The sequence below is a fragment of the Pseudotabrizicola formosa genome (assembly GCF_002900965.1).
GTDB classification, from domain to species: Bacteria; Pseudomonadota; Alphaproteobacteria; order Rhodobacterales; family Rhodobacteraceae; genus Pseudotabrizicola; species Pseudotabrizicola formosa.
The window spans coordinates 1,385,605-1,400,590 of sequence record NZ_PJOM01000002.1 but is presented as its reverse complement, the minus strand read 5'-3'; the positions used below and the strand labels follow the sequence as shown (position 1 = coordinate 1,400,590).

Here is a 14,986-nt window from a genome sequence, read left to right as displayed (position 1 = left end):
ACCATGCTGCATCAGGCTGGAGGCATGCGTGTGATTGTCCTCCTTCTGCTTCTTTGCGCCTGCGGGGCGCAGCCTGCGCCGCAGTTCTTTGGCGCGGACCGCACTGATGTGGTGCGCGACGGGCGCAGCTACACGGTCTACCAGAAGGGCAACGCGGTGGAGGTGATCCGGCTGGGCTATGCGCGGCGGGGGGAGCATCAGGGCATCCGCGCCACGATGATCGACATGATCCCCGAGGTGACGGGCTGCACCCTGATCGCCAGCAGCCTGCAGGGCGACAGTGGCGAGATGCGGGGGCGGCTGCGATGTTGACGGCATCGGCGCACGCAAATGATTGATCCCCGGCTCTGGCCCGCCCTATACAAGGCCAGACCAGAGCCGAGGATGCCAGATGATCACCGACCCAAGCGCCTTTCTGCGCCGCCTGTTCGACCGCGCGGTGGAGGTGGCCGATCCGATGCGCAGCCTTGCCCTGCACCTGCCGCCGCGCCCGGCGGGGCGGGTGGTGGTGGTGGGGGCCGGCAAGGCCAGTGCCCGGATGGCCGAAGCGGTGGAGGCGGAATGGGGCCCGTGTGAGGGGCTGGTGATCACCCGCTATGGCTATGCCCGCCCCTGCCGGGGGATCGAGATTGTGGAGGCTGCCCATCCGGTGCCCGATGCAGCCGGGCAGGCGGCCACCACACGGATGCTGGACCTGCTGGCGGGGTTGGGCGCGGGGGATTTTGTGCTGGCGCTGATCTCGGGCGGGGCTTCGGCGCTGTTGGTGGCCCCCAGCCATGAGGTGACGCTGGCGGAAAAACAGGTGGTGAATGCGGGGCTCTTGGCCTCTGGCGCGCCGATTGACCGGATGAACACGGTGCGCAAGCATCTGAGCCGGGTCAAGGGCGGGCAGTTGGCGGCCGCGGCCTATCCGGCGCAGATGCTGGCGCTGATGATTTCCGATGTGCCGGGGGATGATCCGGCGTTTATCGGCTCTGGTCCCACGGTGGGCGATGCCAGCACCCCGGCGGAGGCGCGGGCGATTCTGGACCGCTGGCAAATCGCGGTGCCGGCTGCGGTGCAGGCAGCGCTGGAGGCGGGGTCGGGCGTGGTGCCGCCGGGGGATCCGCGGCTGGGCCGGGTGGTGAACCGGATCTATGCGGCCCCGGCGCAATCGCTGGCGGCGGCGGCGGAACTTGCCCGCGCGGCGGGCTGCGAGGTGCGGCACTTGGGCGACGCGCTGGAAGGTGAGGCGCGGGAGGTGGCTGCCGCGCAGGCGACGGAGGCGGCGGCGGTCAAGGCTGCGCTGCGCCCCGGCGATGCGCCGGTGCTGCTGCTGTCGGGCGGTGAGCTGACGGTGACGCGGCGCGGCGACGGGATTGGCGGGCCGAATGCGGAATTTGCGCTGGCTCTGGCCATCGCGCTGGAGGGGGCGACCGGGATTCATGCCATCGCCTGTGACACCGATGGCGTGGATGGCGCGGCCGAGGTGGCGGGTGCGCTGATCGGCCCGCAGACGCTGGAGCGCGCGCGGGCGCTGGCGCTGGACCCGGCCAGCGCGCTGGCCCGCAACGACGCCCACAGCTTTTTCGCCGGGGTGGCGGGGCAGGTGGTGACCGGGCCCACCTTGACAAATGTCAATGATTTCCGGGCGATCCTGATCACGGGGTGAGCAGGTACGGGCGAGGCCCGGCGACCTGATTGACGTACCTCAGATTTTGGGGCTAAGCCTAGGCGATGGGCAGGCCAACGGTTACAGATATTGCGCGCGAAGCCGGGGTCAGCCTTGCCACGGTGGACCGGGTGCTGAATGCGCGGCCCGGGGTGCGGGCCAAGACCATTGCGGCGGTGCAGGAGGCGGTGGCCCGGCTGGGCTATGTGCGCGACATGGCGGCGGCCAATCTGGCGCGCGGGCGCAGCACACGGGTGGCGATTCTGCTGCCCGATACCGAAAGTCAGTTCATCCAGACCCTGGAAGACGCCTTGGCGCAAGCTGCGGCCCTGGCCAGTTCGGCGCGGATGCAGGTGGATCTGCTGCGCTATCCGGCGGCGGACCTGCACCGGTTGACCGCGATGCTGGCGGATCTGGCGGCGGGGGGCATCTCGGGCGTGGCTTTGATGGCTCCCGAAACGCCGCTGGTGCGCGATGCGCTGCGCGCCTTGCATGCGGCGGGGATTCCGGTGGTGGCCATGGTGTCGGCGCTGCCCAATTGCGGGGCTGCGCATTATGTTGGCATCGACAGCCATGCCGCCGGGCGCACGGCGGGGGTGTTGATGGGGCGGTTTCTGGGCGGCCGGACGCCGCGGGTGATGGTGATTGCCCAATCCATGCTGCTGCGCGACAGTATCGAGCGGCGGCGCGGGTTTGATGCGGTGATGCTGGCCGATTTTCCCGGGGTCACAGTGGGGCAGACCCTGGAAACCCATGGTGTGACCCAGACGCTGCATCAGGTGATGCGGGAATCATTGCGCTCTGACGGGCCGGTGGGCGGCATCTATCTGCTGGGCAGCGGGCACCGGGCGCTGGCGCAGGTGCTCTCGGAGCTGGGGTTGCTGGGGCAGGTCGTCGTCATCGGGCATGAGCTGACGCCGCACACCATATCGGCGCTGCGGGCGGGCTGGCTGGATGCGGTGATCGCGCAGAATGTGGGCCATGTGGCGCGCAGCACGTTGCGGGTGCTGCAGGCCAAGGCCGACCACCAGCCGATCAACGAATCGCAGGAACGGCTGCGATTGGAGATCATTTTGCGCGAAAATCTGCCACAGGCGCTGTGAGGCGTGGTTTCAAACCGGTTTGAATCGCGCGCGCTGCCGTTTTGATGTGCGTACCTCAAAAATGATGGACAGGTCGGTTTTCCCTGCCTATCGTCTGAGGCAGCAATCCCGATGGCGGCCAGAGGAGGGGCGCCCTTGCGCGTTTGCACTCAGGGAGGAAATAACAATGAAGGCAAGATTTTTGACCGCAACCGCGGTCGGTGCCGTGCTGTCTGCCACCGTGCTGTCTGCAAGCGCCGCCTCGGCCCAATCCAATGAACTGACCTTGTGCTGGGCCGCGTGGGACCCGGCCAATGCGCTTGTAGAACTGTCCAAGGATTTTGAGGCACAGTCCGGCATCAAGATGAATTTCGAATTCGTGCCATGGCCCAATTACGCCGACCGGATGCTGAACGAGCTGAACTCTGGCGGGCAGTTGTGCGATCTGCTGATCGGCGACAGCCAGTGGATCGGGGGGGGCGCCGAAAACGGCCATTACATGAAGCTGAACGATTTCTTTGCCGCGGAATCGATCAGCATGGATGATTTCGCCCCCGCCACGGTTCATGCCTATTCGACCTGGCCCAAGGGCGAGCCGAACTATTATGCGCTGCCCGCGATGGGAGATGCGAATGGCTGGTTCTATCGCAAGGACTGGTTTGAGCGCGAAGACATCCGGGCCGCTTTCCTTGAGGCCACGGGCCGGGAGTTGGGAGAGCCGCAGAGCCAGAAGGAACTGCTGGAAATTGCCCAGTTCTTCCAGGGCCGCGAGATTGATGGCCAGACCGTCTATGGCGCGTCGATCTTTACCGAGCGCGGGTCGGAAGGCATCACCATGGGGGCCACCGGGGCGCTGTATGCCTGGGGGTTCAAGTATGAAAACACCCCCGGGGCCTATGACATGGAGGGCGCGGTGAATTCGCCGGAAGCGGTGGAGGCGCTGGAGTTCTACAAGGAGCTCTACAAGACCGCGACCCCGCCCGGCTATGACAATGCCTATATGGAACAGTCGCTGGATGCGTTCAAATCCGGTCAGGTGGCGATGGCGATGAACTGGTTCGCCTTCTTCCCCGGTCTTGCGGCAGACCCGAACGTGGGCGGTGACAAGATCGACTTTTTCGTGAACCCGGGCCAGAACCAGCCGGCCTCGACCCTGGGCGGGCAGGGGATTTCGGTGGTGACCTATTCTGACAATATCGAAGGGGCGCTGGACTATATCAAATGGTTCGCCCAGCCCGATGTGCAGAAGAAGTGGTGGTCGATGGGCGGGTATTCGTGCCATGTCGCGGTGCTGAACGACCCGGAATTCGTCAACTCTGCCCCCTTTGCCGCCGATTTCCTGGCGGCGATGGATAACGTCTACGACTTCTGGCAGGAACCGGCCTATGCCTCGCTGCTGCTGGCGATGCAGGACCGGCTGCACAATTACGTGGTGGCCGATCAGGGCACCGCGCAAGAGGCGCTGGATGGTCTGATCGCGGATTGGACCGAAGTGTTTGAGGACGAAGGCAAGCTGTAACCGGCGCTGTGGCTGCGCCGGAACCCGGCGCAGCCACCCCCGTTTCGGGCAGGTTTGCCCTTGATTTGCAGGACCCCCCCATGACCGATACGCCGATCGACCGGATGGCGCGCGCCACGCCCCCGCATCTGGCACGCCGTGTGCGCGGGCTGTCTGACCGCGCGATTGCCTGGCTGTTCGTGGCCCCGACGATCTTTTTGCTGCTGGCGATCAACATCTTTCCGCTGATCTGGACGGTGCGGCTGTCTTTCACCAATTTCGCCGCCAACCGCCCCGGGCGTGAGGTGGAATGGGTGGGATTGCGCAATTATCAGCGCATCCTGACCGATGATGGCATCTGGGCCAATATGCAGACCACGGCGCATTTCCTGATCTGGACGATCACGCTGCAGGTGCTGATCGGCTTTACGCTGGCCTGGCTGATCAACCGCAAGTTCAAGGGCAATGACCTGCTGACCACGCTGATCGTGCTGCCGATGATGCTGTCGCCGGCGGTGGTGGGCAATTTCTGGACCTTTCTTTACCAGCCGCAGATCGGGCTGTTCAATTATGTGGTGGAGCTGGTCACCGGCACGCCGGCCAGTTCGTTTTCCATGCTGGGCGCGGGCGGGCTGGCGAAATGGTCGATCATCATTGTCGATACCTGGATGTGGACGCCTTTTGTGATGCTGATCTGCCTGGCCGGTCTGCGCTCGATCCCCGACTATATCTATGAGGCGGCGGAGGTGGACCGCGCCAGCAAGTGGCGGCAATTCTGGACCATCACCGTGCCGATGGTGCTGCCCTTCCTGATGCTGGCGGTGCTGTTCCGGGGCATCGAGAATTTCAAGATGTTCGACATGGTGGTGCTGCTGACCGGCGGCGGGCCGGGGAATGAGACGCTGCTGGCCAGCATCGATCTGAAGCGCGAGGCCTTCGAGAAATGGCGCACCGGGTATTCGAGCGCCTATGCCATCATCCTGTTCGTGACCGTCTTTGGCCTTGCCTCGATCTATGTCAAAGCCCTGAACAAGGTGAAGGAAAGATGAGCGCTTATTCCGTCACCGAACCCTCGCGCGCGTCCAAATCCATCGCGGCCGTGCTGGTGGTGGTCTATGCCATCATCACCTTGCTGCCTTTGCTGTGGATCATCTCGACCGGGTTCAAATCCGGCCCCGACAGCATCAGCTATCCGCCGAAGGTGGTGTTCGAGCCGAGCCTGGAGGGTTACGTCAACCTGTTCACCACCCGCACCCGGATCGGGGCCGAGGACTTTGCCGCTCTGCCGCCGCCCGAGACCTGGTATGACGAGATCGTGCGCCAAAGCGGCACGGTGATTGCCGGGCCGTCGCGCTTTGGCGAGCGCTTCATGAATTCTGTGATCATCGGCTTTGGCTCGACCGCGCTTTCGATCTTTCTGGGCACGCTGGCGGCTTATGCGTTTTCACGTTTCAAGGTGCCGCTGAAGGATGATCTTTTGTTCTTCATCCTGTCGACCCGGATGATGCCGCCCATTGCCGTCGCGATCCCGATCTACCTGATGTACCGCGAGCTGGGCCTGTCTGACACCCATCTGGGGATGATCCTGCTTTATACGGCGGTGAACATCAGCCTTGCGGTCTGGCTGCTGAAAGGCTTCATCGACGAGATCCCGCGTGAATATGAAGAGGCGGCGCTGATCGACGGCTACACGCGGTTTCAGGCCTTCCGCAAGGTGGTGCTGCCGCAGGCGGCGACCGGGATTGCCTCGACCGCGATCTTTTGCCTGATCTTTGCCTGGAATGAATATGCCTTTGCCGTGCTGCTGACATCTGGCAACGCGCAGACCGCGCCGCCCTTCATTCCCACCATCATCGGGGTTGGCGGGCAGGACTGGCCTGCGGTGGCGGCGGGCGCCACGCTGTTCCTGCTGCCGGTGATGATCTTCACCATCCTGCTGCGCAAGCACCTGCTGCGCGGGATCACCTTTGGCGCGGTGCGCAAATGACCGGGACTGGCGGGGTCTGTCGCACCATATCTCTGCCGGACGCACCTGCGGCCGGCTGCGGGAGCCTCCGGCGGGGATATTTAAGAACAGATAATGGGGCAGGGGCATGAGCACATTTGTAAGCGGGCTTTTGCGGTTCCGGCGGGGACCCTGGGAGAACCTGTCGACGGTTCTGATCGCGTTGGGGGTGGTGATGCTGATGCAGCCGTTCTTTCTGTGGGCCTTTACCTACAGTTTTGTCGTCACCCTTCTGGGCACGGTGATGTTCATCATCACCAGCCATTTCCCGGAGTAGCCGCCTTGGCCGATATCGTGATCCGCAATCTGCGCAAGGAATTCGGGGCCTTCACGGCGGTGCAGGGGTCGTCCTTCACCATTCGGGACGGCGAGTTCTTCATGCTGCTGGGACCGTCGGGCTGTGGCAAGACCACGACCTTGCGGATGATCGCCGGGCTGGAACTGCCGACCAGTGGCGAGATTTTGATGGATGGCGAGGATGTGTCGCAGCGCCCGGCATCCCAGCGTGACATCGCCATGGTGTTCCAGATGTTCGCGCTGTACCCGCATATGAATGTGCGCCGCAACATCAGCTATCCGCTGGTGAGCCAGGGCCTGCCGCGCGCGCAGGTGCAGGCCAAGGTGGCCGAGGTGGCGCGGATCCTGGGCATCACCGACATTATGGACAAGCCGGTGGGCGGGTTGTCGGGCGGGGACCGCCAGCGGGTGGCGCTGGGCCGCGCCATCGTGCGCAACCCCAAGGCCTTCATGATGGATGAGCCGCTGGGGGCGCTGGACGCCGAGTTCCGGGAGCATATGGCCGAAGAGCTGCGCGCGCTGCATGACCGGATGGGGGCGACCACGGTTTATGTGACGCATGACCAGCTGGAGGCGATGCAGATGGGCGACAAGATCGTGGTGATGAACCATGGCGTTGTCGAGCAGTTCGGCGCGCCGCAGGATATTTACGACCACCCCGCCACCCTGTTCGTGGCCGATTTCATCGGCAGCCCGCCGATGAATGTGCTGCGCTTTCAGGGCGTGGCGCAGGCCGGTGACAGGTCGATCGCCATCGGCGACGTGACGCTGGCCCTGCCCGAGGTGCAGCAGGACGCCTCGGGCCGTGATCTGGTGCTGGGGGTGCGGCCCGAGCATGTGACCCTGGCCGATGACGCGCCCTATCGCGGGCGCATTCTGGCCAGTGAATATCTGGGCACGTCGCAGATCATCACGCTGGACACCGCGCATGGCGTGGTCAAGGCGCGCGCGCCCTCTGCGCAAGGGGTGCGCAGCGGCGATACGGTGGGGCTGGCGTTCCGGGCCGAGACGCTGTCGCTGTTTGACGCGGGAACCGGCCGGGCCTTGCGCACCGCGGCCAATGCGGGGGTGTTTCATGGCTGAGGTGGTGCTGTCGCAGGTGTCCAAATCCTTTGGGGCCGCCCGCGCCTTGCGCGATGTCTCGCTGACCATTCCTGACGGGGCCTTTGTGGTGCTGTTGGGGCCGACCGGGGCGGGCAAGACCACCACCCTGCGGCTGATCGCCGGGCTGGAGCGGCCCGACAGCGGCGATATTGCCATTGGTGGCGCATCGGTGGTGCAGGACATGCCGGCGCAGCGCGATGTGGCCATGGTGTTCCAGCAATACTCGCTGTATCCGCATCTGTCGATGCGCGACAATCTGGCCTTTCCGCTGCGCAGCCCGGTGATCAACATGGCAGAGCCCGATATTGCCGCGCGGGTGCAGGCGGTGGCCGAGGCGCTGCGCATTGGCCACAAGCTGGACAACAAGGCCACCGCCCTGTCGGGCGGCGAGATGCAGCGGGTGTCGATCGGTCGGGCGCTGGTGCGCCAGCCGCGCATTTACCTGATGGATGAACCGCTGTCCTCGCTGGATGCCAAGCTGCGCGCCGATCTGCGGGTGGAGCTCAAGCGCATCCATGCCGAGCTGGGGGCGACCTTCCTTTATGTCACCCATGACCAGATCGAGGCGATGACCATGGCCACCCATGTCGGCGTGCTGGATCAGGGGCGTCTGGTGCAGTTCGGCACCCCGCGCGAGATTTACGAAGACCCGGTCAGCACCTATGTCGCCAGCCGTCTGGGTCAGCCGCGCATCACCCTGCTGCCCGCCGACTGCTTTGGCCCCGGTGCCCCGGCAGGGGCCACGCAGATGGGGCTGCGCCCCGAGCACATCCTGATCGGCGAAGGGCATGCGGCCACCGTGCGACGGGTCGAGCGGCTGGGCGACCAGACCCGGCTGCACCTTGGCCTTGGCCCGCATGAGATTGTTACCCTGGCTGACCCTCATACCCCGCTGGGGCCGGGGGACAGCATTGCCATCCGCCCGCAGACCCCGCTGTGGTTTGATGCCAGCGGCAACCGCCTTCAAGGATCACGCCCATGAAACAGTTCATGAATGCCCGGGAAAGCCTGGTCACCGATGCCATCGACGGGGTGATTGCCGCCTCGGGCGGGGCCCTGGTGCGGCTGGATGGCTATCCGCATATCCGGGTGGTGCTGCGCAGCGACTGGGACAGATCGAAGGTCGCGCTGGTGTCGGGCGGGGGCTCGGGGCATGAGCCCAGCCATGCGGGCTTTGTGGGGCAGGGCATGCTGACGGCGGCGGTCTGTGGCGATGTCTTTGCCAGCCCGTCGGTCGATGCGGTGCTGGCGGGCATTCTGGCGGTGACCGGCGCGGCGGGATGCCTGCTGATCGTCAAGAATTATACCGGTGACCGGTTGAACTTTGGTCTGGCCGCCGAACGGGCGCGGGCCTTCGGGCTGAAGGTGGAAATGGTGATCGTCGATGACGACATTGCCTTGCCCGATCTGCCGCAGGCGCGCGGGTTGGCGGGCACGCTGTTCGTGCACAAGATTGCCGGGGCCATGGCAGAGGCCGGGGAGACGCTGGAGACCATTGCCGCCGCCGCGCAGAGGGTGATCGCAACCGCGCTGTCGATCGGCATGTCGCTGGACACCTGCACCGTGCCGGGCAGCCCGAAGGAAGAGCGGATCGACCCCGGCAAGGCCGAGCTTGGCCTTGGCATCCATGGCGAGGCCGGCGTGGAACAGGTGGCCTTTGCCGGGGCCGCATCGGCGATGGCGATGGTCGCCGACCGTCTGGCCGCGCATCTGGGCAGCGGTGACCATGTGGCGCTGCTCAACAACCTCGGCTCTACCACCCCGCTGGAAATGAGCGTGCTGGCGCATGAGCTTTGCCAGTCGGCTCTGGGGGCGCGGATCAGGTGGATCATCGGCCCGGCCCCGATGATGACCTCGCTGGACATGCACGGGTTTTCGCTGTCGCTGCTGCCGGTGACAGCCGAGCAGGAACAGGCGCTGGCTGCCCCGGTCGGGCCGGCGGCCTGGCCGGGGCTGCAGCGGTTTGGCACGGTGGGCCTGCGCCCCTTGCCCGATGGGCTGAGCCCGATCCAGCCCCAGCCCTCGGCCAATCCGGCGCGTGCCGCGCTGCTGGCGCGCTGCTGCCAGGCGCTGATCGCGGCCGAGGCCGATCTGAATGCGCTGGATGCTAAATCGGGGGATGGGGACACCGGATCGACGCTGGCCGGTGCGGCGCGCGCCCTGGCGGCTGCGCTGGACCGGATGCCTTTGGCCGATAGCACGCAGCTGTTCCGCGCCATCGGGTCGGAACTCAGCCAGACCATGGGCGGCTCGTCGGGCGTGTTGCTGGCAATCTTCTTCACCGCGGCGGGGGATGCGGCGGCGGGGGGCAGAAACTGGATCGGTGCGCTGTCGGCGGGGTTGGACCGGGTGCGACAGGTGGGCGGCGCGCAGCCCGGCGACCGGACGATGATCGATGCTCTGGCCCCGGCGCTGCTGGCGCTGCCACAGGGGGTGGTGGCCGCCGCCGCCGCCGCACGGGCCGGGGCGGATGGCACCGCGGCCATGACGCGGGCCAAGGCCGGGCGGTCCAGCTATCTGTCGGCCGACAAGCTGGCCGGGCACAACGATCCGGGGGCAGAGGCGGTGGCGCGCCTGCTGGAAGATCTGGCCCGATCTGCCTGAGGTGCACGGATCTGTCAGGAATATGGGTCAAGACAGCGATGGCATATTGATTGTGTTCAGAAATTCGGTCTCTGTTGGCGCGACGCCCGAACCGAAGTGAGATCATGAGCCCTACCATCGCGCTGGAATCGCCGCTTGGCACCGACCTTGCCCTGCTGATGCGACGCCACACCCTTGAAATGCACGCCGATACGCCCCCCGAAAGCGTCCATATGATGGATGCCGGTCAGCTTGCCAGCCCGGGGATCTGGTTTTTCGTGATGCGCGAAGAGGGCGAGCCCATCGGCATGGGTGCCTTCAAGCGGATCGACGCAGGCCATGCCGAGATCAAGTCGATGCATATTCTGTCGGAAGTGCGGGGCAGGGGGCTGTCGCGCCGGATGCTGGAACATCTGGTCGATGCCGCACGGGCCGAAGGTTTCGCCCGGCTGTCGCTGGAAACCGGGGTGCAGCCCACCTTTGTCGCCGCCCGGGCGCTGTACGCCAATGCCGGGTTTACCGAATGTCCGCCCTTTGAAGGCTATGCCGACGATCCGAATTCGGTTTTCATGACGCGCAGCCTTGTCTAACGCGCGCACTTGCCGCAAAAAGGGCGCGTCGGTCCCGTAGCTCAGCTGGATAGAGCAGCTGCCTTCTAAGCAGCGGGTCGGGGGTTCGAGTCCTCCCGGGATCGCCAACCTAATCTGAATGCTGACGATCTCCGGGGCGCGGCACCCGACTGCCACCTTGAGTGAAACCGGAAACCTGTGTTTTCTGGCGTTCCAAGGGTGAGGGTCGGATCTGTGAAGGCGCCCATGGGTGCTTCAGGCGGCCTGTGCGGCCCGGGCCGCATCGGTCAGCGCGTCGGCGATGTAGTCCAGCTCTGGCACCGTCAGCCGCGCCGGGAGACGCACATCGCAGGCGCGCATCAACATGGCGCGGGTCAGCGGCAGGTCTGGCGCGTCGCCCAGAAACTGCCAGTTCCAGAACGCCCGCGCATTGCCATCGGACAGGCCGAAGATCTGCACCGACACGCCGCGGGCCTTTGCCTCGGCTTGAAAACGGTGCGCCTGCGCGTCGGTCCAGCTGCCGGCGAGGGTGAACTGGATCGAATCCGGCGCACGCAGCTCGGGCGGCAGGGCAGGGGGCACCTGCAGCACCCCGCTTGCATTCAGCGCCGCCGCCACATGGTCATGATTGCGCCGCCCGTCGGCCACCCGCCGCGCGATCAGCGGCAGTTGCGGCCGGATCACCGCCGCCGAAAGGTTCTGCATGCGCAGATTGTAGAGCGGCAGCTTGTTCTGCCATGCGCAGTAGCTGTTCTGAAAGCCGGGGTGCTTTTTCCAGTTCTCCTCATAGGCGCCCGACATGATCACCGCGCGGGCAGCGATTTCGGGATCATCCGTGACCAGAATGCCGCCTTCGCCCGCGTTTACCATCTTGTAGGACTGGAAGCTGAAGCAGCCAACCTTGCCAAGGGTGCCGATATAGCGCCCGGCCCAGAGCGTGCCCAAGGAATGCGCCGCGTCTTCGATCACCGGAATACCGGCGGCATCGCACAGCGCCATGATGGCATCCATGTCGGACGTGTGGCCGCGCATATGGCTGATCAGTACGGCAGAAGCCTCTGGCAGTTTGGCGGCAAAGTCATTCATATCAATGCGGTAGCTGTCGCCAACTTCCACCAGCACCGGCACGCAATCGGCGTGGACCACGGCAGAGGGTACGGCGGCGAAGGTGAAGGCGGGGATCAGCACCCGGCTGCCGCGCGGCAGGTCCAGCGCCTTGAGCGACAGGAACAGCGCGGCAGAGCAGGAGGATACGGCCAGCGCATAGCGGCTGCCCAGCAGATCGGCAAATTCCTGTTCCAGCAGGCTAACGGGGGAGTCCTTGGCGGCGGTGTAGCGGAACAGATCGCCCGAGCTCAGAAGCCGCTCGATTTCGGCCCGTGCGGCCTCGGGGATCGGTTCGGCGTCGTAGACATTGGGGGGCAGGGTCTGGCCGTCATGTGCCATGGGGTTTTCCTTAAACTCAGTTTAAGGCCTGCTTAAACTTTGTGGGTTGCCAAAGCCAGTGACAAATCCATGACGTGGCAAGCGGTTGCCTATACGCCCAGCCGGTCGCGCAGCGAATACCAGGTCATCGCGGCGACCAGCAACGGCCAGCGCAGAGCCGCCCCGCCCGGAAAGCGCGGCTGCGGCAGGCGGGCCATCAGGTCGAACCCGCTGGCCTGACCCTGCACCGCCTGCGCCATCATCTTGCCCGCAAGTGTCGCCATCGCCACGCCGTGACCCGAGTAGCCGGAGGCTGACAGAACCTTCGGCGCGGGCCTTGCAAAGCAGGGCATCCGGTTCATGGTGATGGCGAGCGTGCCGCCCCAGGCGTAATCCACCCGCACATCGCGCAGCTGGGGATAGACCTCCAGCATCGGTTTCATGACGGTCTTGATGACATCGGGAAAGCGGTAGCCATAGCTTTCGCCCCCCCCGAACAGCAGGCGGTTGTCTTCGGACAGCCGCCAATAGTTGACCACGAATTTGGTATCGGCCACGGCAATCGGGCGTGACAGCACCCCGGCGGCACGGTCCCCCAAAGGCTCGGTCGCCAGGATGAAATTGTTGATCGGCATGACGCGGGCCGCAATCTTGCGGTCCAGCCCGCCCAGATAGCCGTTGCCGGCAAGGATGACGTGATCACAGGTCACCTGCCCGCTGGCGGTGCGCACCACGGGTTTGTCGCCATGGGTGATGTGATGCACCTCCGAACGCTCATACAGCCGCGCGCCGGCACCCGTTGCGGCCTGTGCCAGACCAAGCGCAAAGTTCAGCGGGTGCAGATGGCCCGCGCCCCAATCGAGATCGCCGCCGTGATAGGCATCTGATCCGATGATGGCGCGCATCTGGTCGCGGTCCAGCGGTTCGATCTGGGTGTAGCCGTAATCGCGCGCCAGTTTTTCGGCATAATGGTGCGCGTGGCGCACCTCTGCGGCAGAGCGGCAGGCGTGGGCGATGCCGGGATGAAAGGTGACTGGCATGGCATGGCGGTCGATCAGGCCGCGCACCAGGGCCTTGGCATCTTCGCCCATATCCCACAGCCGCCGCGCGTCCTCGCGCCCCACGGCCGCCTCCAGCCAGTCCTGATCCTGACGCTGACCGCTGCCCACCTGACCGCCGTTGCGACCCGAGGCGCCAAAGCCCATGCGATGCGCCTCCAGCAGCACCACATCAAGGCCAGCCTCGGCCAGATGCAGCGCGGCGGACAATCCGGTGTAACCGCCACCGATGATGCAGACATCGGCGCGGGTCTGGCCCCGCAGCGTGGCAAACGGGTCCAGCGGCGTGGCGGTGGCCGCGTAATAGGACGGCGGGTATTCCCCCGTCCGGTCATTGGCGTGCAGCAGGTTCATACGTTCAAGAGCAGATGCTCACGCTCCCACGGGCTGATCACCTGCAGGAACTCCTTGTATTCGTTGCGTTTGACGGAATCGTAGACCTTGCAGAAGCTGTCGCCCAGCACCGCCTTGAGCGCCGCATCCTCATCCAGCAGGTCCAGCGCGTCGCCCATGTTGACGGGGATCTCGTCACTGTCGATATAGGCGGAGCCGATGAATTCTGGGCGTGGATTGCGCTTTTCCATCAGGCCCAGGTAACCGCAGGCCAGCGTTGCCGCGATGCCCAGATAGGGGTTGCAATCCATGCCCGGCAAGCGGTTTTCCACCCGGCGCCCGGCGGGGGTGGAGATTGGCACGCGCAGACCGGTGGTGCGGTTGTCGCGGCCCCATTCCAGATTGATCGGGGCGGCAAAATCGGGGACATAGCGGCGGTAGCTGTTCACATAAGGGGCCAGCAGCGCGATGCCTGCGCCAAGGTGGTTCTGCAAGCCACCGATGAAGTGCAAGAACGCTTCGGTTTCCACGCCCTTTGGCCCGGAAAAGATGTTCTTGCCGGTCTTTGAATCCACCACCGAGGTGTGGATGTGCATGGCCGAGCCGGGCTCACCAGCAATCGGCTTGGCCATGAAGGTGGCAAAGCAATCATGGCGCAGGGCGGCTTCGCGGATCAGGCGCTTGAAGAAGAACACGTCATCGGCCAGCCGCACCGGGTCACCATGGGCGAGGTTCAGCTCGATCTGGCCGGCACCGCCCTCTTGCAGGATGCCGTCAATCTCGAGCCCCTGCGCCTCGGCGAAGTCATAGATGTCGTCGATCACCTTGCCATATTCATCGACCGCTGACATCGAATAGGCCTGCTTGCCCGCCGCCCTGCGGCCTGATCGGCCCATGGGCGGCATCACCGGCATGTTGGGGTCGATGTTGCGGGCGGTCAGGAAGAATTCCATCTCGGGGGCCACCACGGCCTGCCAGCCCTGTTCGGCGTAAAGATCCACAATCCGGCGCAGCACATTGCGTGGCGCAAAGGGCACCAGCACCCCGTTCTGATCCTTGGCGTCATGGATCACCTGCAAGGTCACATCCGCCGTCCAGGGGGCTGCGGTGGCGGTGGTGAAATCCGGCTCCAGGATCATGTCGGGTTCGGTGAAGGCGTCAAACGGGTTATCGGCCCATTCGCCGGTGATGGTTTGCAGAAAGATGGAATTCGGCAGGAAATAGCTTTTCTGCGTCGCGAATTTGGCGGCGGGCATGGCCTTGCCACGCGCCACCCCGGCGATATCGCCGATGATGCATTCCACCTCGTCCACGCGGCGGTCGCCGATGAAATCACGGGCGGCTTCGGGCAGTTTTTCGGTCCATTTGGACATGGGTTGGT

Annotated in this window: 14 protein-coding genes and 1 tRNA gene; 12 read left to right on the top strand and 3 right to left on the bottom strand. The window is 65.1% G+C overall.

Annotated elements, in window-relative coordinates; translation table 11 throughout:
* The first annotated feature begins 24 nt into the window (after nt 1-24).
* From CXR43_RS10685 to CXR43_RS10630, 12 genes are all read left to right on the top strand, one after another.
* Entirely contained in the window at nt 25-312 is a 288-nt protein-coding gene (locus tag CXR43_RS10685) for a hypothetical protein (RefSeq protein WP_146036504.1), read from the top strand.
* Between the two features lie 79 nt (nt 313-391).
* A complete protein-coding gene (locus CXR43_RS10680; RefSeq protein ID WP_103333906.1) occupies nt 392-1,651 on the top strand; it encodes a glycerate kinase type-2 family protein in 1,260 nt (419 codons plus the stop codon).
* 65 nt (nt 1,652-1,716) lie between these two features.
* Entirely contained in the window at nt 1,717-2,754 is a 1,038-nt protein-coding gene (locus tag CXR43_RS10675) for a LacI family DNA-binding transcriptional regulator (RefSeq protein ID WP_103333905.1), read from the top strand.
* A gap of 166 nt (nt 2,755-2,920) precedes the next feature.
* Nucleotides 2,921-4,252: an ABC transporter substrate-binding protein gene (locus tag CXR43_RS10670; RefSeq protein WP_103333904.1), complete on the top strand. Its 1,332-nt coding sequence runs from the start codon at nt 2,921-2,923 to the stop codon at nt 4,250-4,252.
* An 80-nt stretch (nt 4,253-4,332) separates the two neighbouring features.
* Nucleotides 4,333-5,280 (top strand): carbohydrate ABC transporter permease, encoded by a 948-nt coding sequence (locus CXR43_RS10665; RefSeq protein ID WP_103333903.1) that lies wholly within the window; start codon nt 4,333-4,335, stop codon nt 5,278-5,280.
* Nucleotides 5,277-6,218, top strand: a complete 942-nt coding sequence (locus tag CXR43_RS10660) for a carbohydrate ABC transporter permease (RefSeq protein WP_103333902.1) — start codon at nt 5,277-5,279, stop codon at nt 6,216-6,218. The genes CXR43_RS10665 and CXR43_RS10660 overlap by 4 nt, the downstream gene beginning before the upstream one ends.
* A 106-nt stretch (nt 6,219-6,324) precedes the next feature.
* Nucleotides 6,325-6,513, top strand: a complete 189-nt coding sequence (locus CXR43_RS10655; protein ID WP_103333901.1) for a hypothetical protein — start codon at nt 6,325-6,327, stop codon at nt 6,511-6,513.
* Nucleotides 6,514-6,518: 5 nt separating this feature from the next.
* The gene (locus tag CXR43_RS10650; protein ID WP_103333900.1) at nt 6,519-7,616 is read left to right on the top strand and encodes an ABC transporter ATP-binding protein; all 1,098 of its coding nucleotides are present in this window, start codon (nt 6,519-6,521) and stop codon (nt 7,614-7,616) included.
* Complete coding sequence (locus tag CXR43_RS10645) at nt 7,609-8,619, top strand: ABC transporter ATP-binding protein (protein ID WP_103333899.1); 1,011 nt, start codon at nt 7,609-7,611, stop codon at nt 8,617-8,619. Before CXR43_RS10650 ends, CXR43_RS10645 begins: the two co-directional genes overlap by 8 nt.
* On the top strand, nt 8,616-10,241 hold the full coding sequence (locus CXR43_RS10640) for a dihydroxyacetone kinase subunit DhaK (protein ID WP_103333898.1): 1,626 nt from the start codon (nt 8,616-8,618) through the stop codon (nt 10,239-10,241). The genes CXR43_RS10645 and CXR43_RS10640 overlap by 4 nt, the downstream gene beginning before the upstream one ends.
* Before the next feature lie 104 nt (nt 10,242-10,345).
* Nucleotides 10,346-10,810 (top strand): GNAT family N-acetyltransferase, encoded by a 465-nt coding sequence (locus CXR43_RS10635; protein ID WP_103333897.1) that lies wholly within the window; start codon nt 10,346-10,348, stop codon nt 10,808-10,810.
* Between the two features lie 30 nt (nt 10,811-10,840).
* Nucleotides 10,841-10,917: transfer RNA gene (locus CXR43_RS10630), tRNA-Arg, on the top strand.
* A 127-nt stretch (nt 10,918-11,044) separates the two neighbouring features.
* On the opposite strand, the gene CXR43_RS10625 is transcribed toward CXR43_RS10630, so the two are convergent.
* The 3 genes from CXR43_RS10625 to CXR43_RS10615 all read right to left on the bottom strand — a co-directional run bounded on the left by CXR43_RS10625 (nt 11,045) and on the right by CXR43_RS10615 (nt 14,978).
* Nucleotides 11,045-12,235, bottom strand: a complete 1,191-nt coding sequence (locus CXR43_RS10625; RefSeq protein ID WP_103333896.1) for a DegT/DnrJ/EryC1/StrS family aminotransferase — start codon at nt 12,233-12,235, stop codon at nt 11,045-11,047.
* An 89-nt stretch (nt 12,236-12,324) separates the two neighbouring features.
* Nucleotides 12,325-13,626, bottom strand: a complete 1,302-nt coding sequence (locus CXR43_RS10620; RefSeq protein ID WP_103333895.1) for an NAD(P)/FAD-dependent oxidoreductase — start codon at nt 13,624-13,626, stop codon at nt 12,325-12,327.
* The gene (locus CXR43_RS10615) at nt 13,623-14,978 is read right to left on the bottom strand and encodes a glutamine synthetase family protein (protein WP_103333894.1); all 1,356 of its coding nucleotides are present in this window, start codon (nt 14,976-14,978) and stop codon (nt 13,623-13,625) included. Before CXR43_RS10615 ends, CXR43_RS10620 begins: the two co-directional genes overlap by 4 nt.
* Between the last annotated feature and the right edge of the window lie 8 nt (nt 14,979-14,986).